A 24,520-nucleotide genomic window follows, 5' to 3' on the forward strand; every position below is an offset into this window, starting at 1 on the left:
CATGCGCCCGGCGAACCCGGCGAACCCGGCGAACCCGGCCGGCGGAGGTCAGTCGGCGATGGTGGTCAGGTCGTCGAGGCCGGCGACCGTCAGCACCGGCGCGAGCAGGTCCGTGGCGACCAGGCGTAACGTCGCCACGTGCGGGTAGAGGACGGCCAGGCCCGCGCTGTCGATGTATTCCACGCCGGTCAGGTCCAGTGTCACCGGCCGGCCCGAAGCGTCCCGATGGGCGTCGGCCAGGGCCGCGGCGAGGGTGGCCGCGTTGCTCATGTCTATCTCGCCGACCGCGCTGAGCAGGATGTCGCCGGAGGGGCGGCGGCTGGTGGCGAAGGTCAGGGCAGCGTTCACGGCAGGATCCTCGCTTGCAGGCCGACGACGGTGCCGGCGGTGCTGGTGGTGACGGTGACTTCGTGCATCAACGCCCGCATCAGCTGCAGGCCGCGCCCTCGGTGCGCGTTGATCTCGGGTTGCGGGGTCTTCCAGCTGCCGCTGTCGATCACGGTGAGGCGCAGGTCGTCGCCGGTGGCGAAGGCGTGCAGGCGGATCAGGCCGGCGGCGCCGTGGCGGTGGCCGTGTTCGATGGCGTTCGCGCAGGCTTCGCCGGCGGCGACCAGCACGTTCTGGGCGGTGTGCCGGTCCACGCCCGCCTGTTTGAGCCATCCGCGCAGCGCCGACCGGACGGGGGCGAGACGGTCGGCGTCGGCGGTGAACTCCAGGGCCAGCGGGCCGGGCTGGCGGTAGAGCAGCAGCGCCACGTCGTCCTCGTAGCCGGCGGTCGGGGCCATCCGGTCCATCACGTCGCTGGCGAGTTCCTCCAGGGCGGTGGCGCGTCCCCGCTGGATGGTGGCGGCCACCCGGTCGATGCCGGCGTTCAGCGACTGGCGGCGGCGTTCCACCAGGCCGTCGGTGTAGAGCAGCAGCGTCGCCCGGGGCGGCATCGTGTAGCGGGCCTCCGGGCGACTGACGTCACCGCGTACCCCGAGAGGTCTGCCTCTGCCTTCGTCCAGAAGGTCGGTGGTGCCGTCGACGAGGGCGACGACGGCCGGTGGGTGTCCGGCGGTGGAGTACGCCAGTTCGCCGGTGACCGGGTCGAGGACGCCGCAGAAGACGGTGGCGCACATGGCGCCCGGGATCTGCGCGGCGAAACTGTCGAGGGCGGTCAGGGTCTGCGCCGGGTCGGTGTTCTGCAGCAGCAGGGCACGGCAGGCGCTGCGCAGCTGGCCCATCACGGTGGCGGCCTGCAGTCCGTGGCCGACGCAGTCGCCGACGACGAGGCCGATGCGCTCGTCGGGCAGGGCGACGGTGTCGTACCAGTCGCCGCCGACCTTCAGTGGCTGGGTGGCGGGCGCGTACCGCACGGCGAAACCGTCGGGTAGCTGGGCCGGGCCGAGGATGGCGCGTTGCAGGGCCAGCGCGGTCTCGCGCTGCTGGTCGATCTGGCGCAGCCGGTGCAGGCTCTGGTTGAGGTGCCCGGCGAGCAGCGCCAGCAGGGTCTGGTCGTGTTCGGTGAAGGGCCGGTTCTCGGCGAGTTCGATCCACAGCACCATGGCGCCGTCGGGGTGTTCGAGGGTGATGCCGGCCCCGCCGGGCTGGTCGGCGATCGGGGTGAGTACCGGCTGGTCGCGGGCGGTGGACAGGGCCTGGCGGCGGGCCGCGGGCAGGGTGTCCCAGCGCTGGAGGGTGTCGGTGGTGCTCAGCACCGGGGTGGGGGAGCCGTCGAAGACCGCCGCGTACACGTGCGTGGCCTGCCACAACTCCTGCAGGACGGGCAGCACCGTGTGCAGGGCGCCGGTGGTGCTCTCCGCTTGGGACAGCCGGACCGCCACCGCGGCCAGGGCACTCTCGCGCTGGACGGCGTAGTGCTCGGCGGTGACGTCGCGGAACGTGCCGACGATTGCCTTCGTGCCGGTGCCTGGGTCGGTGACCTGGCTGAACGTGGCCGCGACCCACAGGGTGTGCCCGTCGCGGTGGGTGACCGGGATGGTGTAGTCGCCGCGGGGCTGGTCGACCAGCAGGGCGAGGGCGTCGGCGACCTTCTGGTATCCGGCCGGGTCGGTGTCCGGGTCCGGCCACCACGGGTGCACCGGTGGGTACGGCAGGCCTTCCGGCCCGTACCCGAGGATGTCGGTGAACGTCGAGTTGATCTCGATGACCGTGCCGTCCTCGGCGCAGACGAAGAACGCCTCCTGCAGCGAGTCGATCAGCGCGGTACGCCACCGCGCATGATGGGTCCGCAGGCGCGACAGGGCGACGTTGGTCTGGACGCGGGCCAGCAGTTCCGCCGAGGAGAACGGTTTGACCAGGTAGTCGTCGGCACCGGCCTGCAACCCCTCGATGGAGGCCTCCTGCCCGGCGCGGGCGGACAGCAGCAGCACCGGCACGCTCGCGGTCCGCGGGTCGGCGCGCAGCGCGGCGGCCAGGCGCAGACCGTCCAGACGCGGCATCATCACGTCGCTGATGATCAGGTCGGGGACGTCGGCGCGGGCGGCGTCCAGCGCGGCCTGCCCGTCGACGACTGCCTCCACCCGGTGGCCCTCGGACCGCAGCAGCCGCACCAGATAATCGCGCATGTCCGCGTTGTCGTCGGCGATCAGGACCCGGGCGACGACGCCGTCCACCAGTGGGGTCTCGTCGACCACGTCGCCGGGCAACCATCGCAGGGCTTCCTGGACGAAGGGCTGCGCCGCGTTCGAGATGACCGACGTGTCCGTACTCGATGTGCCGGAACTGAACGGCATCCGGATGGTGAACACCGTGCCCACACCCTCGGTGCTGGACGCCGTGATCACGCCGTCGTGCAGTTCGACCAGTTCCTTGACCAGCGCCAAGCCGATGCCACTGCCCTCGTTGGAGCGGGACCGGGCGCTCTCGATCCGGTGGAACCGTTCGAACAGGCGGGGCATCTCCGCGGCGGCGATGCCGATGCCGGTGTCCGCCACGGTGACCACCGCCGCGTCCGGGCCGGGCCGCACGGTGACGGTCAGGCCGCCGGTGAAGGTGAACTTCAGCGCGTTGCTGAGCAGGTTGAGGATCACCTTTTCCCACATGCCACGGTCGATGTCCACCGGGCGGTCCATCGGCGGGCAGTCGACGGTGAGGTGGAGTCCGGCGCGTTCCACCGCGCCCCGGAAGACACTCGCCAGTTCCGCGGTGGCGGCGGCCAGGTCGACCGGTTCGTAGTGGGCCTGCATCCGGCCGGCCTCGATGCGAGAGAAGTCGAGCAGCGTGGTGACCAGCCGGCCCATCCGCAGCCCGTTGCGGTGCACGACGTCGAGTTCCTCGCGTAGCTCCGGGCTGGTGTCCGGGCGGTCCAGCAGGTCCTGCACCGGACCCATGATCAACGTCAGTGGGGTACGGAACTCGTGGCTGATGTTGGAGAAGAAGGTGGTCTTGGCGCGGTCGAGTTCGGCCAGGTCCTCGGCCCGCCGCTGCTGCGCCGCATAGCTGCGGGCGCCGGCGATCCCGGCCGCCACGTGACCGGCGGCCAACTCGACGAAACCGCGGTACGCGTCGTCCAGGGCACGGAAACGGTTGAGGGCGGCGACCATGAACCCGTACGGCGTGCCGCCCTGTTGCAGCAGCGGTGTCACCAGTGCCTGCGTGGGCGGCTCGTCCCAGTCCCCGGCGGGCGGGCCGTCGGCGTCGTCCAGCGTCACCAGCACGGACTCCTGCCGGGCGAGCGCGTCCGCCGGCCAGGTCCCCTTCGCACCGGCGGTCAGCACCGCGGGGGCCAGGGCGTGCCCGGCCGGGATGCCGGTCGACGCGGCCAGCCGGGCGTCGTCGCCGTCGAACAGGTAGGTCAGCGTGAAGGGCAGGTCCTTGAGGTTGCGGCCCAGCTGTTCCGCGGAGAACGTCAGCATCTGCTGCTCGGTGCGGACCACACTGGGATCCGAACCGAGGTCGCGCAGCGTCGCCATCCGGCGTCCACCGATCACCCGTTCGGTGTCCTCGCTGACCACGCAGAGCATGCCGGTCACGGTGCCGGCGTCGTCGTGGAGCGGGCTGTAGGAGAAGGTGTGGTAGCTCTCCTCCCGGTACCCGGAGCGTTCCAGGAACAGCAGCAGGCCCTCGTCCCAGGTGGCCTCGCCGGTGGACAGCACGGTCCGGATGCGGGGGCCGATGTCGTGCCAGATCTCCGCCCACACCTCGTGCGCCGGCCGGCCCAGCGCCCACGGGTACTTCGAGCCCAGCGTGTCGCGACGGTAGGCGTCGTTGCAGAAGAACGTGAGGTCCGGACCGTAGGCGATCCACATGGCGAACCGCGACGACAGCATGATGCTGACCGCCGTGCGCAGGCTCTGCGGCCAGTCCTGCGGGGGGCCCAGCGGTGTCGTCCCCCACGGCACCGCGGCGAGGTCCCGGCCGACGTCGCCCCCGACGGCGAACACCTCGAACTGCCCGTCACTCATCGCCCGCACTCCCTGTTCCCGCATCGGCGGTCTTGAACGATACCCACCGCCCGACCCAGTGCCCCGTCCCGCGGTGCGTAATCAACGCAACGGGTCTCCCGGTGGTGGTCGCGCGAGGTGCCCGGGTCGCTCTCGGGACGTCTTTTCCGGCGTACGCGAAAAGCACGGTGACCGGAAAGGCCGGGCCGGACCACGCTGTCCCGTGGTCCGGCCCGGCCGTGCGATGCGCTGCTCAGGCGTGCTGGCGGTGCGATGCGCTGCTCAGGCGTGCTGGCGGTGCGGCAGGTGCAGTTCCACCGGCTCCGGCGGCAGGTCGTCGACGCCCGCGGCGACCGACTGCTCGTGGCGGCGGCGGGCCGACGGGACGGCGAGGGCGGCGCCGATCGCCAGGACGGCGACCCCGGAGCAGGTCCAGAAGGCGATGGTGAACGCGTCGTCGGTCGGTACGCCCTGCGGGCTGACGTTGGCGGTGATCAGTGCGGCGATGACCGCGGTGCCGATGCTGCTGCCGATCGTCCGGGCGATGGCGTTGACGCTGGTGGCCTGGCCGGTCTGGGTGGCCGGGACGGCCTCGATGATGGCGTTGGACATCGCGGCGAACGCGAGGCCGATGCCGGCGCCGGTCAGTGAACCGGAGAGCAGCAGCTGCCAGATCTGGTCGTGGGCGATGGCCGGGACCGCGAACGCGATCGTGACGAGTACCGCGCCGAGGACCATCGGCAGTTTCGGGCCGAACCTGCGGACCAGGGCGCCGGCGACCACACCGAACACGACCAGGCCGACGACGGTGGGCAGCAGGTAGAGCCCGATCTGCGAGACCGGCTTGCCGAAGCCGTAGCCGAGGGCGGCCGGCAGCTGCAGCAGCATCGGGATCACCAGGAAGGCGCCGAACATCGCGAAGCCCATGATCAGGCCGACCAGGTCGGTGGCCCACACCGTACGGTTGCGCATCAGGCGCATGTCGATCAGCGCCTCCTTGACCCGCAGTTCGATCAGCACGAACGCGAGCAGGCCGGCGGCGCCGAGGGCGAGCAGGCCGATCGTCTTCGCGTCGGCCCAGCCCCATGACTGGCCCTTGCTGATGCCCATCAGCAGCGCGACGAGCGTGACCGACAGGATGCCGGTGCCGAGCCAGTCGAGCCGGCCGGGCGTGCGGACCGGCGACTCCTGCATGCCGAAGACCGCGCCGAACAGGGCGATCACGACGAGTACCAGCGGCATCCAGAACAGCCAGTGCCAGGACAGGTGCTCCACGATCGGCCCGGCGGCGACGATGCCGACGCCGGCCCCGATGCCGCTGATCGCCGACAGCACGGCGACCATGCCCGGGACCCGCTTGCGGGGCAGTTCGTCGCGGACCATGCCGAGCGACAGCGGCAGGATCGCGCCGGAGGCGCCCTGCAGCACGCGGGCGACGATGAGCACCGTCAGGTTCGGGGCGAGCGCGGCGACGAGCGTGCCGGCGGCCAGGATCGTCAGGACCCCGATGAGGACCCGGCGCTTGCCGACCATGTCGCCGAGCCGGCCGAGGACCGGGGTGAGCACCGACGCCGACAGCAGGTAGGCGGTGACCACCCAGCTGACGTCGGCGGTGCTCGCGCCGAGTTCGCGGCCGATGGTGGAGAGCGCCGGGGACACCAGCGACTGCAGCGTGGCGAAGGCGAGGCCGCCGAGTGCGAGGTAGAGCACGAGCATCCCGCCGCCCGGACGGTCGCCCGCGGCGGCCGTCTCGTGCTCCTGGGTCGTTTGAGTCATGGTTTCCTCGCGGCTAGATGTAAACGCTTGCTTACCTATTAGTCGGCAGCTCAGCCGTTAAGTCAACAATCGCTTACGTCACATCAGCGGCAAGTCAACATGTGTTTACCTGCTGTCACGCAGGCGCTAGCCTGCGCTGGTGACGCGCAACGCCAGCCAGACCCGCCACCGCCTGCTCGCGGTCGCCCGGCACCATTTCGCCCGTCAGGGGTACGCGACGACGACGGTGCGCGACATCGCGGACGGGGCCGGCGTCAACGTGGCGCTGATCAGCCGCTACTTCACGTCGAAGGAAGGCCTGTTCGAGGAGTGCCTGCGCACCACCGTCACGGACTTCAAGGCCGCGGCACAGGGGATGGTCTTCGCCGACGTGGCCGAGGCGCTGGCCCACCGCCTGACGTCCCCGACCGGCGACCCGGCCCTGCTGGAAGGCCTGTTGCTACTGATCCGCAGCTCCGGCGACGAGCGGGCCGACACCATGCGCCGGACCCTGCTGTGCGCGATGAGCAGCAGGCTGGCGGTCTCCGCGGGAGCCGCCGAACCGCCGGACACCGAGGCGCTGCTGCGGGCCCAGCTCGTCCTGGCGGCGGCACTGGGCATCGCGATGATGCGGGCCAACCTCGACCTCGAACCGCTGGCCACGGCGACCGAGGCCGAGATGCTCGACCCGCTGCACGCGCTGGTCGCGACGGTGATCCCTTAGATGTCGGCGGGCACGGCTGAGGCGTTGTAAGCCTCCTTGGCCGCGACCACGGCCGGCCGGACGTGCTCGGGGTCGACGCCACTGACGTTCAGCGGCGGGTGCAGGCGACGGACCAGGGTGGCCTCGACCGACGCCGGCTCCGCGTCCTGGGCCCAGGTCAGCCGCAGGTTCGCGAACATCCACGCGGTCAGCCGGTCCTCGTCGGCGGGAACCAGCACGACACGGTCGGTCCAGGTCGTCCGGTAACCCTCGGACACCAGCAGGCCGGCGAGCGTGCGGCGCAGCGTCGAACTGCCCGACCGCCGCAGGTGGTTGCGCAGGACCCGGCCGCGCAGGCTGGTCGCCCGGCCGAGGTAGAGCATCCGCAGCGACGGGACCTCCGGGTTCGGCGTCCCGGGCAGATCGGGGAAGACCGACGGGGCGGCCCACCACGCATACACGCCGCTGCCGCGGCCGATCCTCTTGACGGCGACGTCCAGGGCATACGGCGTGCCGGTCAGCAGGCGCAGCGCCTCCTCCGCCCGGGCGCGGGCGGGAGCGGTGTCGGCGAGTGGTGTCTCAGAACTTGTCATCGAGGCCATGGTAGGCCCCGGGTGTCGTGGACGGCCGCGCTCCTGTCGTAGGGGGCTGTTAGGTTGCCGCGATGCCGATCATCACGATCCTGGACGAGGCCACCACCGGGGCGCCGGCGCCCGGATGGGCCGGTGCGGCCGCGGGCCGGGACCCGGGTCACCTTCCTCAAGCTCGTCCGCTGGTGGGCGGCTGATGACGCCGGAGCGCACCCTGCGGCTGGTCACCGGCAGCCTGTCCCACCTGCGGAAGGTCTGGCCGGAGTACGAGGTGGACGACCAGGACCTGCGGGAGTTCACCGAGGTGGTGGGCCTGGTGTGCGGCTGGGCCCCGGCCGCGCAGCGACAGTCCCTGATCGACTCGCTGGCCGGCCGGGACCTGCTGCCCGAACAGCATCCGCTGCTGCCCCAGGCGGTCCGGCAGGCGGAACAGGTCGTCGCCACCGTCACGGTGCTGGAGAGCGCCGACGCGGATCACGAGCAGCGGCTGGCCGCGGCACGCGAGGTGGTCGCCGGGTTGCGGGACCGGACGTCGGTGGGTCTCCACGGCCCGGACAGCGACGACTGGACGTCCGCCGTCGACGAGATGTGGGAGCGTGCGCTCCCGGTGCTCTGCGCGCAGCCGGCGCCGGTACGGCAGGCGCTGTTCGACGAGTGGACCGACACCGACGACCACAGCTCCCGGTCGCCGCGACGTTTCGCCGGGCGGCTGCTGGCAGCCGGCGGACTGGACACGCGGGACTGGCTGGACCGGGTGGGCGTCTTCTACCGCCTGTACCTCGAGGACTGGGCCTGGGAGCACATCGCCGCCGAACACCGGGCCGGCCGGTCCGCCCCCGGAGCGCTCGCCCTCTGGCGCCGGATGCGGTTCGAGATGTGGCACCTCGACGAGGACGTCGACGACACGTTCTGGCCGGTGCCGAACCCGGGCGAGCCGTGGGCCGACCGGGCCGCCACCGAGATCGAGGCGATGCCCGCGGACCGGCGGGCCGCGTGGCACGCGCTGCTCGTCCACTGCGTGCCGGTCCGCGACCAGGCCCGGCCGTCCGCGGCCTGGGCCCGGCAGGCGGGGCCGCTGCTCGCCGCGGTCGGCGCCGAGGAGTTCGCCACCCGCGTCGACGGCTGGCTGTCGCTGGTGGGGGCGCCTCGCAGCCGTCCGGCGTACACCGTCGGGCACACCTACGAGGGCTACCACCTGGTGGCCGTCCCGGCACGGCTGCCGGACCGGCACAACGTGCGGCTGCTGTCCGGTCTGCTGTGGGCGCGGGTGCTCTGCCCGCCGTCGCAGGACCTGCTCCGGCACGTCGGCCAGATCGCCGAACGGGCCACCCGCAAGGTTCCCGGGCACGGGCCGGCCAGCCCGAAACTGGCGAACGCGGCCGTCGCGGTCCTGGTGGAGACCGAGCACCCCGCCGCGGTCGCACAACTGGCCCGGTTGGCGTCGCGGCTGACGTACAAGAGCACCCTGAAGATCGTCGAGAAGGGCCTGGACGCGCGCGCCACGGCCCAGGGGATCGCCCGCGAGGACGTCGAGGAGATGGCCCTTCCGGGGTACGGGCTGCCGCTCACCGACAAACTCGGCGACTACAGCTACGACGTCCGGATCGACGGCGTGGACGCGACGGTGACCTGGCACAACCCGGCCGGTAAGCCGGTGAAGGCCCCGTCGGCGCAGATCCGGGCGGACCACGCGGAGGAGCTGAAGGACCTCAAGACGACGGTCAAGGACATCGGCGCGACACTGATCGCCACCCGGGACCGGCTGGACGGGCTGCTGCGACGGGACCGGGAATGGACCGGGGCCCAGTGGCGGGAACGCTTTCTGGAGCACCCTCTGGCGCGTACCCTCGCCAGGCGGTTGATCTGGAACGTCGACGGCGTCGCCGTGTGCTGGGCCGAGAACGCGCTGCGCACCGTGGACGACACGGTGGTGGACTTCGCCTCCTTCGCGGACGATGTGGTCGTGCGGCTGTGGCATCCGGTGACGTCGCCGTCGGCGGGACAGTGGCGGGAGTTCCTGGCGCGGCACCGGATCACCCAGCCGTTCAAGCAGGCACACCGCGAGCGATACCTGCTCACCGATGCGGAACGGGCCACCGGCACCTACTCCAACCGGTTCGCCGCGCACATCGTCCGCCAGCACCGCCTGAACGCGCTGCTGGCCCGGCGCGGCTGGTCCTACTCGCAGATGCGCAACGACCCCTACACGCAGGACCCGCCGCGCCTGCACCTGCCGGACCGCGAACTGACGGTCGAACTGTCGGTCGCCGGCATCGACGCCGGCGACGACGAGATGGTGTGGGACACCATGGCCACCGACCAGCTGCGGTTCCTCGGGGCGGGCGGCGTGCCCGTGCCGCTGGCGGAGATCCCACCCGTCCTGCTGAGCGAGGTCATGCGCGACGCCGACCTGTTCGTGGCGGTGGCCGGCGTCGGCAGCGACCCGACCTGGTTCGACGGCGGTCCGCACGGCCGGTTCCGCGACTACTGGTCACGGGCGAGCTTCGGCGACCTCACCCCGTCCGGCGACACCCGCCGGGAGGTGCTGTCCGGCCTGATCCCGCGCCTGGCGGTCGCGGACCGCTGCACTCTCGGCGAGAAGTTCCTGGAGGTACGCGGTGACCTGCACACCTACCGCATCCACTACGGCTCGGGGAACATCCTGATCGCCCCGGACGACCGGTACCTGTGCATCATTCCGGAGTCGGCGGCGCGGGCCGCCGAACCGGACGTGTACCTGCCGTTCGAGGGTGACAGCCGGCTCTCCGAGATCATCAGCAAGGTGTTGCTGCTGGCCGCCGACACGAAGATCAAGGACCCGGTGATCCTGCACCAGTTGTGACCGCCCGGTTGTCCACTGCCCGGTTGTTCATCGCCCGGTTGTTCATTGCCCGGTTGTTCACTGCCCGGTTGTTCATCGCCCGGGGGCGAAGGTGCGGCGGTAGTCGGTGGGGGTCGTGCCGGTGGCGAGGCGGAAGTGGTGGCGGAAGTTCGCCGGGCTGCCCAGGCCACACGCCCGGCCGATGTGGTCGATGCCGGCGTCGGTCGTCTCGAGCAACTCCCGGGCCCGGCCGATGCGGGCGGCGGTGAGCCACCTGATCGGGCTGGTGCCGAGCTGCGTGGCGAAGACGCGGGCGAACGTCCGCTCGGACACCGCGGCGTGGGCGGCCATCGCGGCGACCGTCAGCGGGCTGTCCAGACGCTGCAGAGCCCAGTCCATCGTGGCGCTCAACACGCTGCGGTCGGGCGGGGCGGCCGGGCGTGTCACGTACTGCGCCTGGCCGCCCTCGCGGTGCGGCGCGGCGACGATGCCCCGGGCGACCCGGGTGGCGACCGCCGCGCCGCAGTCCCGGCGCAGCAGGTGCAGGCAGAGGTCGATGCCGCTGGCCACGCCCGCCGAGGTGATCAGTGAGCCGGTGTCCACGTAGAGCACACTCGGGTCCACCTCGATGTCCGGATGGCGGCGGGCCAACTCGTCGGTGAACTGCCAGTGCGTCGTCGCCCGCCGGCCGTCCAGCAGACCGGTGGCGGCCAGGGCGAACGCGCCCGTGCAGATCGAGGCGAGCCGCGCGCCCCGGCGATGCGCCTCCCGGAGCGCGGCGATCACATCGTCCGGGGTGTCCTCGCTGAAGCAGTCGAACGCCGGCACGATCACCGTGTCCGCGGCGACCAGCGCGTCCAGGCCGTGCGGGGCGGTGACCGACCAGCCGTTGACCGTCGGGACCGGGCCGGCGGCGCGACCGCACAGGATGACGTCGTAGCGGCGCTCGTGCAGGCCGAACGTCTGGAACGGCATGCCGAGCTCCATCGGCTGCACCCGGTCGAGGGCCAGCACCGCGACACGATGCCGGGGATGCGTCGAATCGGTCATGGCGGGATTTTATCGAGCAGGGGCAATCCTGCTACTCGTCCGGGCCGGGGCCGCCGCTCGAGGATGAGGACATGAGCGAAACGCAGCCGTACCGCATCACCGTCCTGGTCTTCGACGGCGTCGAGGAACTGGACTTCACCGGCCCGTGGGAGACCCTCCGGATCTGGCAGACGGCGACGACCCGTGACGTGCACGTCCGCACCGCCAGCCCGGACGGGGCACCGGTGCGCTGCGCGCTGGGGCTGACGATCACCCCGGACGGCGCCCTCGACGACGAGCCGCTGCCCGACCTGATCGTGCAGCCGGGCGGCATGGGCGTCGAAGCGCTCCGCGGCGACCAGGCCCACCTGGACCGGATGCGAGCACTCGCCGCCCGCGGCACGATCATGACGTCGGTCTGCAACGGCGCGATGGTCCTAGCCGCGGCGGGCGTGCTGGACGGGCGGCCCGCCACCACCCACTGGCTGGCCCTGGACGACCTCGAGAAACAGCATCCGGAGGTGGACGTGGTCCGCGGGCAGCGCTGGGTCGACGCCGGCCAGGTGGTGACCAGCGCGGGCATCACCGCCGGCATCGACATGGCGCTGCATCTCATCGAACGGTTCGAGAGCGTCGCGATGGCGCGTGCGGTGGCCGGCATCCTCGAACACCCGTGGGATCCCGAGGTGTCCGGCACCGCGGCCACCAGCCCGGAGAACATGCGCGAGGCCCTCGCCACCATCGTCCCGCTGATGAACGCGAACTGAGCGGTCGTCTACGGTCCTCCCGTGACCAATCGAAATGTGCGGATAGCCGACGAGGTCCGTGCCGAGGCGCTGCGGCAGGGCATCCCCGCCGCGGACGTCGACCGGTGGCTCGACCTCGCCCGCCCGTGCGCGCTGCTGACCCAGGACGGCGACGGCCCGGTGGCCGGCGCGGTCCGCGGTCCGGTGCTGCTTCCCGCCGGCGTCGAGGATCCGTGGTTCCCGCTGATCGCCACCATCGACTGTGCGGCCCTCCCCGCCGGGACGACCGACCTTCCTCTTCCCGCCGACGGCCGCCTGCTGCTGTTCGGCTGGCCGGAGGAGGACGGATTCGGCCAGGTGAAATACGTTCCGGCCGACGCCGTGGTCGAGGAACGGCAGCCCTACCCGCCGCCGTTCACACCCGACGAACGGGAGTACGCGGAGGTCTACGCCGAACTCCGGCCCGGCGACCTGCGCCTCACCGCGGACATCTCCCTGCCGTACGCGGCTGACATCCTTCCCGGACATCCCCACGCCGCAGCCCTGGCCGCGGTGTGGGAGAAGGTCCTGCTCGGCGTTCCGGACGGCGTCTTCGCCCACCGGGGACACCGGACCCCGCTGCTGATCGGCGGCTACGGCACCGACGACAACGGCCTGGACCCGGTCCAGGCGGTGATCCGATTCGACAGGGGAGACGAGGAGCCGGAGGAGGAGCCGGACACCGAGACGGCGAACCCCGACGGCTGGCTGCTGCTGGCCGAGTTCCACGGCGGCCGCCCGGGCGGCGCGACCATCTTCTGGATGATCCGCCGCGACGACCTGATAGAGCGCCGCTTCGACCAGGCCCGGACCCTCGTCGACTGGAACCCCTGACGCCTGTGCACCATACGGGCGTGCGTATCGAACGGTTCGAGTTCTCCGTCGAGGCCGTCGAGGCGGTCCCGGGCGGGTGGCGGCTGGCGGGCGAACCGGGCTATCACCCGCGGCACTGGGCGCAGCCGGGTGAGCGTTTCCGGCTCGCCCGCACCGAGCCCGGCCGGGAGCGACGCGAAGTGAACCTGGTCGTCGTGGAGCTCACCGAGTCGTACGCCATCGTGAGCGGCACCGGCGGTGACCTGCTGCGGCCGGCCGAGATCGTGTCCGGCGAGCGTACCGTCGCGGACCGCGTCGTGACCCGTCGGACACCGGTGGAAGCTGTCGCGCACCTGGCGGCGATCCTGGGTCTGCCACCCGCGGCCGATCATGCGGGTGACTGGTCGGCGGTGGAGGCCGAACTCGGTGTCACCCTGCCCGGCGACTACAAGGCGTTCATCGACGCCTACGGCCCGGGCTCGGTCGACGACCACCTTCAGGTGTGCGCCCCCGGCGCGCCCGAGGAGTGGGTGGATCTGGTCGAACACAACTCGTACGCCCACGAGTGCACCGGCCTGGAGTTCTTCGGACCGGGCAACTGGCGGCGGGAGTGGAGCATGGGCGACGCGTCGCGGTGGACCCCGGGCCGGGAGGACGTCCCCGCATGGTTCGAGCCCGGCGACGACCTGATCTCCTGGGGGCACACCGGGAACGGCGACTTCCTCTACTGGCATGTCCGACCGGGTGTGCCGCCGGACGACTGGCCGGTGGTGTTCAAGGAGCGGGGACCACTGTGGGAGCAGTACGGATCCGGATTCGCGACAGCGCTGGCCGACCTGCTGACCGGCGTCCTCCAGTCCTGGTACTTGAGCAGCCGGCTCGGCGGTCCGCACTCCTACGACCGCTGAGCTTGCCGTTCAACCTCCGGCTCCGACCTGACGCCCCCGCGGACCAGTCCGCTGCGTCGTTCAGGGCGGCTAGGGGGAGTGCCGGCGATCGAGCGGGTGCGGGTCGCGACAAGCCACGACCGCGCGTTGTCTGCGGCATGAGAGCGAGCCCGCGAATATGCCTCGCGTGGCTGCGGCCGTGGCGGCGATTGTCCTGTTCGCGCGACGGGCGAAGGCAGATGGGAAAGTCCGCCATGCCGAGGCTTAACCGGTCGACATCAGCATCGGTGGCGCTGTGCCGCTTCGACATCGAGCACACCCTCCGCCTGCTCGAGCAGATGCTCGGCTGGAGCGCCCCGCAGCTACGCGAGCCGGCCTCGATGGCCTCCATCCCGGCAGTCAACCGCCTGGCGGCAGCCCCTTGCCGGTGGCGCCCTTGCCGGTGGCGCCCTTGCCGGTGGCGGCACCGGCAAGGGCGCGGGCCCGGAGGTGCAGCGCTGTGGTGCCGGCGCGACCTCCGGGACACCGGACGGGATACGAAACTCAGGAGAGCCGGCGGATCTCGCCGTAGGCGCGGTAGAAGCCGCCCCGGGAGGCCTCGCGGATGCCGGTGACGACGTAACGGGTGCCGCTCTGGCGGATGCCCTTGGGGAACTGCACCTGCCAGTCGGAGTGGTAGCCCGAGGTGACCACACGGATGCGCAGGCGGCCGGACTCCTCGACGCACTCGACGACGATGCCGTCGGCCGGGTCGTGGACGACCTCGACGGTGGTGGAGGGGGCCACCTCGGCCATCCGGGGCGGGGCCTTGACGTCGACGGCGACCGGGACGGTGCCGCCGACCGCCGACTGGATCGCCTGCTCGCTGGCGTCGATGCAGGCCAGGGAGCCGTCGGTGGTGACGATGTAGAGGCGCTCGTTGTGGTATTGCATCGAGTAGGCGGAGCCGCAGCCGGTGGAGAGTTTCCACAGGCGGGTGCCGGCGGCGTCGAAGCAGTAGACGGACGACGAGCTGTCGCCGGCGAAGATGTAGCGTCCGTCGGCGGCCGCGGCGCAGGAGAACACGGCGGCGTCGCACCGGTAGGTCTGGCGGTGGCTGCCGTCCTTGCCGAGCTCGACGACCTGGTTGGCGGACGTGCCGGCGTAGACGGTGTCGCGCTCCTGCCAGCCGAACAGGACCGAGCCGCGGGTGCCGGTGTTCCACAGCTCCTGGCCGGTGCGCCAGTCGTAGCTGGTGACACCCGCGCTGTGGCCGTGGTGGACGGCGTTGTCGTCGCAGCGCACCATCCACGCCGACGTGCCGCGGCCGGGCCGCTGCCACAGGAACTCGTCCTCGTGGTCGATGGCGGCGATGCCGCCGTTCGCGTCCGAGACGCCCAGGACACCGTCGTGGATGTCCAGCCAGTAGATGTCGATCTCGGGGGCGATCCGGTAGGCCAGGCGCGGCACCTTGCCGGACAGGTCGTAGACGTTGCCGTCGTCGCATCCGGCGTAGATCCAGCGGTCGTCGGCGACGATGCACTTGACGCCGTCCGGGAGGCGGAACTGCTGCTGCACCTCGGCCTGGTGGCTGAGCGTGGTGATCAGCCCGGCCTCGTTGCCGACCATGCAGACGTCGTCGTCGACGAACACCCCGAACGCGGGGCTGCCGGACTTGTAACGCCACAGGACGGGGGCCCGCTTGGCCGTGGACCGGGTGCTGACGATCTGCCGACGGGTGATGGAACGGGGCTGCCGCTGACCGATGACGGCAGGTGCGTACCCCTTGCGGACCTTTTCTCCGATCTTCTTGGACGCCTCGGCGCGTGCCTTGTCCTCGGTGGCGTAGGACGACTGCTTGACCTGGCCGCGGTCACCGATGCGTCCGTAGCGGACGGTCAGGTCGGTGCCGTCGATGGTCACCTCGTAGAACTTGTGGGCGCTTCCACTGTCCTGGGAGAGCTCGAGGTACGTCGTGTCGGCCGGCATCCGGGCCACCTTTCGGCAGGAGGGGGAACGACGCAGAACATAGCGAGGGGGTACGACATTCTCACGCGGCCGGGTCCGGAAGGGGCAGGACGGCCAGGACGGCGTACGTGCCGTCGTCGCCCATGCCGCAGGTCAGCCGACCGCCGACCGCCTCCGCGCGTTCCCGCATGCCGGTCATCCCGTGCCCGGTGCCCTCGCCGCGGTGTCCGGGCCGGGCCGGGTTGACGACGGTGATCCGCAGGTACGTGTCGCCGTGGTCGAACACCACGTCGGCCTGCCGGGCGGTGCCGTGTTTGCCGGCGTTGGTCAGTGCCTCCTGGACGATGCGGTACGCGGTGACGTCCACCGCCCCGGTCAGTGGCCGAGGTGTGCCGGTGCGTGTCACCCGGATGTCGTGCCCGGCCTGGCGGAAGCCGTCGATCAGGGCGTCCGCCTCGGCCAGTGACGGGGCCGGCCGCAGGCTGTCCGGCGGGTCGTCGTCGGCGCGCAGCAGCCCGACCGTGGCGCGCAGTTCGTCGAGGGCGGCCCGGCTGGTGTCGCGTATCCCGGCCAGTGCGTCCCGGGCCTTGTCCGGGTGCGCGTTCATCAGGTGGTGCGCCACCCCGGCCTGGGCGTTGACCAGGGTGATGTGGTGGGCGACCACGTCGTGCAGGTCGCGGGCGATCCGGATGCGTTCCTCGCGGACCCGCTGGCGGGCCTCCTGTTCGCGGGTCTGTTCGGCGAGGTCGGCCCGCTCCCGGATCTGGGCGAGCAGTGCCTGCCGGTCGCTGGAGGCCACCCCGAGGGCGACGGCGATCAGCACGTAGTTGGCCGGGACCAGGTTGGCGATGTCGTACAGGCCGCCCGGCTGCCAGGGGATCGCGGCGGCGGTCAGGGCCACGGCGCCGATCGCCCCGGCGGTCCAGGAGATCCGGCGGCTCCGCAGCGTGGCCAGGGTGTAGAAGGCGACGACGGCGGCGACGTCGATCAGCACCAGGTGGCCCGCGACGAACGGCAGGGCGACGCCGGCGAGCAGCGTCACGACCGTGACGGCGACCGGCTGCCACAGGCGCAGCAGCAGCACGGTCGCACCGGTCAGGATCACGATCAGCTGGCTGTCGTTGGGCTTGCGCAGCAGTTCTCCGCGCTGGTACGCGACCGTCGCCATCATGATCATGATGACCAGCAACGGCGGCACCCAGACGCGCCACGCGAACCGCCCGGTGCTGATCACCTGTTGCCCGCCCGGACCAGACCGTTCTCGTACGCGAAGATCACCAGCTGAGCGCGATCGCGGGCACCGGTCTTCATCATCGCCCGGTTGACGTGCGTCTTCGCCGTGGCGACGCTGATGGTCAGCCGGGCCGCGATCTCGGAGTTCGACAGCCCCGCACCCACCATCGCGGTGATCTCCCGTTCCCGGACGGTCAACTCGCCCAGCGCAGCGGCGACGGCCACCTGCGCCGGATCGGGCTGGGCCAGGAAACGCCCGATCAGCGCGGTGGTGGCGCTCGGTGACAGCAGCGACTCGCCGGACGCCACGGTCCGGACCGCCTGCAGCAGGTCCGCGGGATCCACCCCCTTGCCGAGGAAACCGCTGGCACCGGCCCGCAGCGCCGCCACCACGAACTCGTCGGTCTCGAACGTGGTCAGGATCAGCACGCGTACCCCGGCAAGGTCGTCGTCCGCGCCGATCCGCCGGGTCGCCTCGATGCCGTCCATGTCCGGCATCCGGATGTCCATCAGTACGACGTCGGCGCGCGCCTCGCGGGCCAGCGCCAGGGCCTGCCCGCCGGTGGCGGCCTCGCCGACCACGTCGATGTCGGGTTCGGCGTCCAGCAGCAGGCGGAACGTCGCTCGCAACAGGGCCTGGTCGTCGGCGAGCAGCACTCGAATGGTCACGTGATCATTCTTCCGGGACAGGACCGCCCGGGTGTACGCGCACGGCGCATCCACCCGGGCGGCGGGGAACGGAGGTCAGCGGACGCCGGCGGTCGCGGGCTGCTCGGTGGCCGGTTCGGCCGGTCCCTCGATCGAGACGCGCGGGGTGACCCGGTCCGCCCAGCGCGGGTAGGACCAGTTGGCGCGGCCGATCACCCGCATCAGTGCCGGGATCAGCGTGAGGCGGACGATGAACGCGTCGATCAGCACCGCGATGCCCAGGCCGATGCCGATGCCGGAGACGATCCGCTCGCCGCTGAACCCGAAGGACGCGAACACGCAGAGCATGATGGTGGCCGCGGCGGCGATCACCTGGCTGGTCTCGGTCAGGCCGACCCGGATCGCCCGGCGGTTGTCCCGGGTGTGCGTCCACTCCTCGTGCATCCGGCTCACCAGGAACACCTGGTAGTCCATCGACAGGCCGAACACCACGCCGACAACCAGCACCGGGATCAGGTACATGATCGGGGCGCCGGATCCGACGCCGAGCAGCTCCGAGCCCCAGCCGAACTGGAAGATCGCGGTGACCGCCCCGAGGCCGACCATGATCGTCGCCAGGTTGCTGAGCGCCCCGACCAGCGGCACCAGGATGCTGCGGAACGCCACGGCCAGCAGCAGGAAGCCGAGCAGGGCGATCAGCCCGAGATACAGCGGGAGCCTACCCATCAGCGCGTCCGACATGTCGATGCTGGTCGCGGTGGTGCCGCCGACGTACACCCGCAGGTCCGTGCCGGTCTGCGCGGCGGGGATCACCTCGTCGCGCAGCCGGTGCACCAGATCGGCGGTCTCCTCGGTCTGCGCGCTGGTCCGCGGGATCACGGTCAGCACGGTCTTGCCGGCCGGCGCGACCGCGGCGACACCGGGAACCGTGGCCAGGGTCTTGGTGAGGGCGGTGAACGCGGTGGCGGCGGCCGGGCCCGGCACCTCGGCGACGAGCAGCAGCGAAGCGTCGAAACCGTCGCCGAAGGCGGGCGCCATCAGATCGTGGTACGCGCGGGCCGGGGTGCCGGCCGGGTCGCTGGTGGCGTCGGCGTCCCCGACACGCATCATCGTGACCGGCGCGGCCAGCACCGCGATGACCAGCAGCGCCGCCGTCGCGGACCGCCACGGCGCCCGGTCGATCAGGCCGGCCCACCGGTAGGAGAGGCTGGGCCGGTGCGACGCGATCGGGTGGGCGCCCGCCGTCAGGGCGGCCCGCTGCCGCCGCGACAGCACCCGGTGCCCGAGCATCCCGAGCAGTGCCGGCAGGAGCGTGATCGCGGCCAGGATGGTGAACAGCACGGTCACCGCGGCGGCGCGGGCCATGCCGGTCAGGATGCCGAGCTGGACGACGAACATGCCGAGCAGGGCGACGATCACGGTGGCGCCGGCGAAGACGACGGCCCGGCCGGAGGTGTCCAGCGCGGCGGCGATGCTGTCGCGTACCGAACGGCCGGCGAGCAGGCCCTGCCGGTGCCGGTTGACGATGAACAGCGCGTAGTCGATGCCGACGCCCAGGCCGATCAGCGCGCCCATGGTCAGGCTGGTCGCGGCCAGGTCCACCGCGTGTGAGGCGATCATGACCAGCAGCAGGGAGGCGGCGACGCCGACGACGCCGGTGAGGATCGGCAGCGCGGCGGCCCAGCCGGACCGGAACATCCACACCAGGATCACCAGGGCGGCGATGATGCCGACCGCCTCGGTGCCGTGCGAGGCGCCGGGCTGCTCGGTGAACGCCTGCCCGCCGACCTCGACGTCGAAGTCCGCGCTGTCGTAGGCGAGTGCCGCCGCGGTCACCGCTGCGGTGTCGGCGTCCGCGGCGAGCGTGACCCGGGCGTAGGCGGTGTTCGTCGCGGTGCTGAGCTGACCGGACCCGGCCTTGTCGTAGGGGCTGACGACACCCTGCACACCGGGCAGGGCCTCGATGCGGGCGAGCATCCCGGCGACGTCCTTCTTGACGTTCGCGGCGTCGACGGAGGTACCGCCGGTGTGCCAGACGACGGTGCCGCTCTCCGTGTCCGCTCCTGCCTGGCCGGTCGACTCGGCGAGCAGCGCGTATGCGGTCGCCGACTCGCTGTCGGGCAGGTCGGCGGAGTCGGTGAAGGCGGTCCCACCGGCGAGGGCGACGGCGGCCAGGGCCACCAGGGCGACGATCCAGCCCCCGGCGACGGCGAACCGCCGGCGGAAGCACCAGTGTGCGAGGGTCGACAAGACTGTGGCCTTTCAGGCGGTCGAGCAGGGCCTGATCAGCGTCGCGTCAGCGGGGGCCGGAATCGTCAACCCGCTGCGGTGATGCGGTGTACCGCGGTCGCGGTACGTCCCGGAGTTCCTCCCCGGACTCGAGCTCGCCGATGATCCCGGTGTCCTGCGTCAGGCCGGGGAAGTGCGGCAACGAGCGGCGGGGCTCGTACACCGGACCCTCCGCCCCGTGCTGTCCGCCCCGACTGACCGTCAGGACACCGGACACCTGCGGTAGCGGACCGGCGTACTCCACGGGGGTGAAACGCGATGTCACTTCCGGGGGAATCCGTGCCGGCTCGCCCGCCGCCCGGCCGGGCACGGCCGGGCGGCGCAGCGGAGCCTCAGATCAGAGCGGCCGTCACGGTGATCGGGACGGCGGCGAGGGCGGCGGAGATCGGGCAGCCGGCCTTGGCGGTCTCGACGTGAGTGGCGAAGGCTTCGGCGGCGAGGCCCGGCACGCGCGCCTCGGTGGTCAGCGCGATGCCGGTGATCGCGGGACCGTCGCCGAGCGTCACGGCCGCGACGGTTCGCACGGAGTCGGCCGTGTGACCGGCGCCGGCGAGCACGTTGGCCAGGAACATGGAGAAGCAGGCGGCATGGGCCGCCGCGATGAGTTCTTCCGGATTGGTGCCGGCGCCGTCCTCGAAGCGGGAGGCGAACGTGTACGCGCTGTTCAGGGCGCCCGAGCCGAGGGCGATGTCGCCCGTACCGGACTTGAGGTCGCCGTTCCAGACAGCGCTGGAGGTACGAATGGTCATGCCCGTGAGGATCCGTTTCCACAGTTGCCATCCGGAAGTCCACCGAGTGCTCATTTCCGCCGCGGTGGATGCCACCCCGCGCGTGAGTACCGCGTGGGGTGGCATCCACCGCTACCTCGAGCCGGCCGGCGTACTGCTCGTGCGGACGGTCCGCATTCATTCCGGCGCCGTCACGTCTCTGGCTCCCGAGGTCAGCGGACCCCGAGCTTGAGGACTCTCGATCAGGCGGCGGGTGCGGTTCTGCGCCGGACCAGCAGCGCCACCACGGTGATGACGGCCAGCACGGTCAAGCCGGCCGCGGTGAGGAACGCAGCGCGGGCACCGGGCAGGAATGCCTCGGGGACGGCCCCGGCCGCGTACACCGAGACGATGACCGCGAGTCCCACCGCGCCGCCGAGCTGTTGGGAGGTCTGCATGAGGCCGGATGCGGCGCCGGCGTCAGCCGGGGCGATTCCGCCGAGGATGAGCGAGGCGGCCGGCATGAAGGTCAGCCCGGCGGCGACACCGTTGAGCAACAGCGGCCCCAGGACAGCGGTCGCGTAGCCGTCGGTGTCGCCGACGGCGCTGAGCCAGGCGTAGCTGGCGGTGAGCCCCAGGCAGCCGATGACAAGCAGCGGTGTCTGCCCGAATCGCCCCACCAGCCGTGGCGTGAACCGCGACATCGCGAAGATCCCGGCGGTCATCGGCACGAACGCCAGGCCGGCGGCGAGCGGCGTGAAGTCCAGCTCACGCTGGAGATACTGCACGACCAAGAAGAAGATGGACATCTGGCCGCCGAAGACCAGCGTGGAGACGATCAAGCCGGTGACCCGCCGCCGGTCACGCAGCAGAGCGGGCCGCAGCAGGGGGTGCTCCACGCGGCGTTCCGTCACGATCAGAACCAGCAGCAGGATCGCACCGGCGACCAGGCCGCCGACTACGCTCGGCGAGGTCCAGCCGCGCTCGGGCGCTTGGATCAGAGCCCAGACGGCGCCGGTAGCGGCGCCGGTAGCGGTGATCGCACCGAGGACGTCGAATCGTCCCGGCGACCCGGGGACGGCGTTGACGAGCCGCGGCACCAGCACCAGCACCACTACGCCGATCGGCACGTTGACGAACATCGTCCAGCGCCATGAGCCGTACTCGGTGAGCACCCCGCCCAGTACGAGGCCGAGGGTGCCGCCGCCGACGCCGACCGCGGAGAAGAGCGCGAGGGCCCGGCGCCGCGCCGCTTCGTCCGGGGCGCTGACGGTGAGCAGCGCCAGAACCGCGGGAGCGGCCAGCGCCGCACCGGCGCCCTGCACGGCACGGGCGGCGATCAGCCAGCCGGGAGCGGGGGCCAGTCCGCCGGCCAGTGAGGCGAGGGTGAAGAAGGCGACGCCGATGATGAAGGCGCGCCGGCGGCCGAGGACGTCACCGAGGCGGCCGCCCAGCAGCAGCAGGCCACCGAAGGCGAGCGCGTATCCGTTGACCACCCATGACAGGGTTGCCGGCACGAAGCCCAAGCCGGTGCCGATGCGTGGCAGCGCCACGTTGATGATGGTCGTGTCGAGCACGAACATGAGCTGTGCGAGCAGCATGAGGGCCATGCCGCCGGTCAGGTGCCGGGCCGGCACGGCAGCGGTGTTCGCCTGCGGTGTCCCGGTGTCGTTGAGCGAGGTGCTCACTTGTTTGCACTCCCTGTGCTGTGCCGCCCGCCCGCGCCGTTCGGTTCGCGGGTCCGGGCATGCGGAATCGATCGAGGGCAGGACTGCCCTAGACTGGAAGTGGAGGCGCCACCACTTAGTCTCAGCATAAGTGGGGGCGCCCCCACTTATCCAGTGAGGGGGTCTGAAACACCGGTGGCCAGGAGCACAGAACGCCCGTTACGGGCTGACGCACAGCGCAACCGCGAGCGGATCCTGTCGGCGGCGGTTCGCATCTTCACCGAGGAGGGACTCGGCACCCACCTGGAGCGCATCGCCAAAGAGGCGGGCGTCGGCAGCGCCACCCTCTACCGCAACTTCCCGACCCGGGAGGCGCTGATCGCGGCCGCCTACCACAACGAACTGACCCGGCTCTGCGCCGCCGCCCCCGCATTACTGGCGGACCATCCCCCGAAGGACGCGCTGCGCGCGTGGATGAGCCGATTGATCGAATACACCACTGCCAAATTCGGGATGGCCGACGCCCTGCGCGCCGTGGTGGACTCCGGAGTCAACCCGTATGCGGACAGCCCCAACCAGATCATGGCCGCGATCGAGTCCCTGCTCGCCGCCGGAGCAGCCCGGCCGGATGTCACCGCCGCCGAGGTCTTCACCCTGCTGACCGGCATCGCCCTCGCCCTCGACCGATCCGGTGAACCCGGCCAGGCCGAACGCCTGCTCGACCTGGCCCTGATCGGCCTGACCGCCGAACAGGCGTCCTGACCCGTTCCCGCTGCCGGATCCGGGTCAGTGCACCGGGCCGAGACCTGCACGGCGCCGGCGCGGCGACATCGCGCCGCGCCGGGTCAACTCATCAGCCGTGCTCTGGTCATGCGCCGCCGGATGTGGAAGCACCGCGCCTCTCCTGCGGTGGTGAGCACATCCGGCCTCGTGTTCGGACACTCCGCCGGGTGACGGTGTGGACTGTTTGCCGCGCCTGTGCCGCAGCGATCGGCGCGACCGCGGGCCGCAGCCCAGGAGGACCGACGATGAACCCACGTACTGCTCATGGATACTTGCCCGCCGCGGTCTGTGCGGGCATGGTGCTGCTGGCCGGCTGTGCTGCAGGCGAGCCCGCCGCGGCGCCCGCGGGCAACGCCGCAGCGCCTGCGGGTAGCTTCGCAGCGCCCGTGGGCAGCTCCGCTGCGTCCCCGCCGGCCGCGGAGAGCGACTGCCGGTCCAGCGACCTCTCCGCCGCTCTCGGCACGCCCGAGACGGGCCAGCTCAGTGATGTCGCCGTGGGCTCGATGAGGGTCGTGCTGACCAACCGCTCGGCCGCGACCTGCTTCGTCGCGGGCGGCATCTCCGGCCGGCTGGAGGGCCCGGCCACCCGCCGATGGGCGGCGTCACTCGACCTGCCACTCGACGGTGAGGCCGGCGAGGTGCGCATCCCTGCAGGCCAGGCGGCGGAGGCCGTGCTCGTCTACCTGGACGGAACCGACAGCGAGCAGCCCTGGGACCCGGCCACGCTGCTCATCGCGGTACCCGGCGACCCGCAGCCGATCAGCGTGCCTTGGCCATCCGGCGAGAGCGTGCTGCAGGGCACGGCAGCCGTCTCCGGCGACATGGCGGTGAACAGGTTCCAGCCGCTCACGGTCGCCGCGAACTGAGCAGACGCCGATGATCACGTCACGAGAATCGAGCAACGAATGACCTGACCGATGAACAGCCCTGTGGTGCAAGGTGACGCCTGACCTCAGCATCAGACGGGAACACCGGGACATCGATGATCAACACATGGGCTGAGTGGCTCGCCCCGGGCGGCCGGGGAGACCGTCGTGCGACGATCTCCCCGATCCGCTCAGTTCTGTGCCGCGGCCCGCATCGTGTACGTGTCCATGACCGTCTCGAAGTGCACCGGCACACCGTCACGCAACCGCCACACGTGAACGAAACGGGTCGCCATCACCTTGCCCGTCGCCAGGCTCCGCCCCCGGTAGTGTCCCAGCGCGACGACGACGTCTCCGGCGGGCACGATCTCGGCCGGGTCGACGACGAAGCCGTCCCACTCGGCGGTGAAGCGGGCGAAGACGTTGTTCAGAACCTCGTCCCGGCCGCGGTAGGTGCCACCGTAGTGCAGCCCCTCCGGCACCACCCAGGCGATGTTCGGAGACAGGCCGGCCAGGAGCGCCGGGACGTCCCCACGGCCCAGCGCCGCATAGAGATCGGCCACGACATCAACGGGAGCAGTCTGCTCGTGCATGGTTTCCCCTTACTGG

21 protein-coding genes are annotated in these 24,520 nt (G+C 71.6%); 8 read left to right on the forward strand and 13 right to left on the reverse strand.

Annotated elements, in window-relative coordinates; translation table 11 throughout:
* Positions 1–48: 48 nt before the first annotated feature.
* From QSK32_RS28745 to QSK32_RS28755, 3 genes are all read right to left on the reverse strand, one after another.
* Positions 49–348 carry an STAS domain-containing protein gene (locus QSK32_RS28745; RefSeq protein WP_285473682.1) on the reverse strand — a complete coding sequence of 100 codons (300 nt, stop codon included), beginning with the start codon at positions 346–348 and terminating at the stop codon, positions 49–51.
* Positions 345–4,409 (reverse strand): SpoIIE family protein phosphatase, encoded by a 4,065-nt coding sequence (locus tag QSK32_RS28750; protein WP_285473683.1) that lies wholly within the window; start codon positions 4,407–4,409, stop codon positions 345–347. The genes QSK32_RS28745 and QSK32_RS28750 overlap by 4 nt, the downstream gene beginning before the upstream one ends.
* A gap of 261 nt (positions 4,410–4,670) precedes the next feature.
* Positions 4,671–6,164 (reverse strand): MFS transporter, encoded by a 1,494-nt coding sequence (locus tag QSK32_RS28755; protein ID WP_285473684.1) that lies wholly within the window; start codon positions 6,162–6,164, stop codon positions 4,671–4,673.
* A gap of 139 nt (positions 6,165–6,303) precedes the next feature.
* Between QSK32_RS28755 and QSK32_RS28760 the strand changes: the two genes are divergently transcribed.
* On the forward strand, positions 6,304–6,867 hold the full coding sequence (locus QSK32_RS28760; protein WP_285473685.1) for a TetR/AcrR family transcriptional regulator: 564 nt from the start codon (positions 6,304–6,306) through the stop codon (positions 6,865–6,867).
* On the opposite strand, the gene QSK32_RS28765 is transcribed toward QSK32_RS28760, so the two are convergent.
* Positions 6,864–7,439: a GIY-YIG nuclease family protein gene (locus QSK32_RS28765; RefSeq protein ID WP_083449248.1), complete on the reverse strand. Its 576-nt coding sequence runs from the start codon at positions 7,437–7,439 to the stop codon at positions 6,864–6,866. The two genes, QSK32_RS28760 and QSK32_RS28765, sit on opposite strands and share 4 nt — an antisense overlap.
* A gap of 71 nt (positions 7,440–7,510) precedes the next feature.
* On the opposite strand from QSK32_RS28765, the gene QSK32_RS28770 reads away from it, so the two are divergent.
* Both QSK32_RS28770 and QSK32_RS28775 read left to right on the forward strand, forming a co-directional pair.
* Positions 7,511–7,633 carry a hypothetical protein gene (locus QSK32_RS28770; protein WP_281179080.1) on the forward strand — a complete coding sequence of 41 codons (123 nt, stop codon included), beginning with the start codon at positions 7,511–7,513 and terminating at the stop codon, positions 7,631–7,633.
* Positions 7,633–10,278, forward strand: coding sequence for a DUF4132 domain-containing protein (locus QSK32_RS28775; protein WP_045744443.1), 2,646 nt, complete (start codon positions 7,633–7,635; stop codon positions 10,276–10,278). Before QSK32_RS28770 ends, QSK32_RS28775 begins: the two co-directional genes overlap by 1 nt.
* A 72-nt stretch (positions 10,279–10,350) precedes the next feature.
* Here QSK32_RS28775 and QSK32_RS28780 read toward each other — a convergent pair whose 3' ends face one another.
* Entirely contained in the window at positions 10,351–11,307 is a 957-nt protein-coding gene (locus QSK32_RS28780) for a GlxA family transcriptional regulator (RefSeq protein WP_045744444.1), read from the reverse strand.
* A gap of 71 nt (positions 11,308–11,378) precedes the next feature.
* On the opposite strand from QSK32_RS28780, the gene QSK32_RS28785 reads away from it, so the two are divergent.
* The 3 genes from QSK32_RS28785 to QSK32_RS28795 are packed head-to-tail and all read left to right on the forward strand — an operon-like array spanning position 11,379 to position 13,792.
* Positions 11,379–12,053, forward strand: coding sequence for a DJ-1/PfpI family protein (locus QSK32_RS28785; RefSeq protein ID WP_045744445.1), 675 nt, complete (start codon positions 11,379–11,381; stop codon positions 12,051–12,053).
* Positions 12,054–12,074: 21 nt separating this feature from the next.
* A complete protein-coding gene (locus tag QSK32_RS28790; RefSeq protein ID WP_045744446.1) occupies positions 12,075–12,905 on the forward strand; it encodes a YwqG family protein in 831 nt (276 codons plus the stop codon).
* Between the two features lie 20 nt (positions 12,906–12,925).
* Positions 12,926–13,792 (forward strand): SMI1/KNR4 family protein, encoded by an 867-nt coding sequence (locus QSK32_RS28795; protein ID WP_245674082.1) that lies wholly within the window; start codon positions 12,926–12,928, stop codon positions 13,790–13,792.
* Positions 13,793–14,314: 522 nt separating this feature from the next.
* On the opposite strand, the gene QSK32_RS28800 is transcribed toward QSK32_RS28795, so the two are convergent.
* From QSK32_RS28800 to QSK32_RS28830, 7 genes are all read right to left on the reverse strand, one after another.
* Entirely contained in the window at positions 14,315–15,739 is a 1,425-nt protein-coding gene (locus tag QSK32_RS28800; protein WP_045744473.1) for a WGR domain-containing protein, read from the reverse strand.
* Positions 15,740–15,800: 61 nt separating this feature from the next.
* A complete protein-coding gene (locus QSK32_RS28805) occupies positions 15,801–16,952 on the reverse strand; it encodes a sensor histidine kinase (protein WP_045744447.1) in 1,152 nt (383 codons plus the stop codon).
* Positions 16,949–17,620 carry a response regulator gene (locus QSK32_RS28810; protein ID WP_045744448.1) on the reverse strand — a complete coding sequence of 224 codons (672 nt, stop codon included), beginning with the start codon at positions 17,618–17,620 and terminating at the stop codon, positions 16,949–16,951. Before QSK32_RS28810 ends, QSK32_RS28805 begins: the two co-directional genes overlap by 4 nt.
* Before the next feature lie 75 nt (positions 17,621–17,695).
* The gene (locus tag QSK32_RS28815; RefSeq protein WP_285473686.1) at positions 17,696–19,849 is read right to left on the reverse strand and encodes an MMPL family transporter; all 2,154 of its coding nucleotides are present in this window, start codon (positions 19,847–19,849) and stop codon (positions 17,696–17,698) included.
* A gap of 46 nt (positions 19,850–19,895) precedes the next feature.
* On the reverse strand, positions 19,896–20,153 hold the full coding sequence (locus QSK32_RS28820; RefSeq protein ID WP_157411206.1) for a hypothetical protein: 258 nt from the start codon (positions 20,151–20,153) through the stop codon (positions 19,896–19,898).
* A gap of 67 nt (positions 20,154–20,220) precedes the next feature.
* Entirely contained in the window at positions 20,221–20,637 is a 417-nt protein-coding gene (locus QSK32_RS28825; protein WP_045744451.1) for an OsmC family protein, read from the reverse strand.
* 221 nt (positions 20,638–20,858) lie between these two features.
* Positions 20,859–22,283: an MFS transporter gene (locus QSK32_RS28830; RefSeq protein ID WP_285473687.1), complete on the reverse strand. Its 1,425-nt coding sequence runs from the start codon at positions 22,281–22,283 to the stop codon at positions 20,859–20,861.
* Positions 22,284–22,457: 174 nt separating this feature from the next.
* Between QSK32_RS28830 and QSK32_RS28835 the strand changes: the two genes are divergently transcribed.
* Together QSK32_RS28835 and QSK32_RS28840 are read left to right on the forward strand one after the other, a co-directional pair.
* Positions 22,458–23,024 carry a TetR/AcrR family transcriptional regulator gene (locus QSK32_RS28835; protein WP_045744452.1) on the forward strand — a complete coding sequence of 189 codons (567 nt, stop codon included), beginning with the start codon at positions 22,458–22,460 and terminating at the stop codon, positions 23,022–23,024.
* Between the two features lie 407 nt (positions 23,025–23,431).
* Entirely contained in the window at positions 23,432–23,911 is a 480-nt protein-coding gene (locus tag QSK32_RS28840; RefSeq protein ID WP_045744453.1) for a DUF4232 domain-containing protein, read from the forward strand.
* Between the two features lie 191 nt (positions 23,912–24,102).
* Here QSK32_RS28840 and QSK32_RS28845 read toward each other — a convergent pair whose 3' ends face one another.
* Positions 24,103–24,504 carry a nuclear transport factor 2 family protein gene (locus QSK32_RS28845; protein ID WP_045744454.1) on the reverse strand — a complete coding sequence of 134 codons (402 nt, stop codon included), beginning with the start codon at positions 24,502–24,504 and terminating at the stop codon, positions 24,103–24,105.
* Positions 24,505–24,520: the final 16 nt, after the last annotated feature.

It is taken from the genome of Actinoplanes sp. NBRC 101535, assembly GCF_030269225.1.
Lineage (GTDB): Bacteria > Actinomycetota > Actinomycetes > Mycobacteriales > Micromonosporaceae > Actinoplanes > Actinoplanes rectilineatus.

Coding starts and splice junctions, on each gene's coding strand:
- QSK32_RS28750 (WP_285473683.1), bottom strand. CDS start 4,409: ATGAGTGACGGGCAGTTCGAGGTGTTCGCCGTCGGGGGCGACGTCGGC.
- QSK32_RS28825 (WP_045744451.1), bottom strand. CDS start 20,637: ATGACCATTCGTACCTCCAGCGCTGTCTGGAACGGCGACCTCAAGTCC.
- QSK32_RS28755 (WP_285473684.1), bottom strand. CDS start 6,164: ATGACTCAAACGACCCAGGAGCACGAGACGGCCGCCGCGGGCGACCGT.
- QSK32_RS28765 (WP_083449248.1), bottom strand. CDS start 7,439: ATGACAAGTTCTGAGACACCACTCGCCGACACCGCTCCCGCCCGCGCC.
- QSK32_RS28770 (WP_281179080.1), top strand. CDS start 7,511: ATGCCGATCATCACGATCCTGGACGAGGCCACCACCGGGGCGCCGGCG.
- QSK32_RS28800 (WP_045744473.1), bottom strand. CDS start 15,739: ATGCCGGCCGACACGACGTACCTCGAGCTCTCCCAGGACAGTGGAAGC.
- QSK32_RS28845 (WP_045744454.1), bottom strand. CDS start 24,504: ATGCACGAGCAGACTGCTCCCGTTGATGTCGTGGCCGATCTCTATGCG.
- QSK32_RS28785 (WP_045744445.1), top strand. CDS start 11,379: ATGAGCGAAACGCAGCCGTACCGCATCACCGTCCTGGTCTTCGACGGC.
- QSK32_RS28780 (WP_045744444.1), bottom strand. CDS start 11,307: ATGACCGATTCGACGCATCCCCGGCATCGTGTCGCGGTGCTGGCCCTC.
- QSK32_RS28775 (WP_045744443.1), top strand. CDS start 7,633: ATGACGCCGGAGCGCACCCTGCGGCTGGTCACCGGCAGCCTGTCCCAC.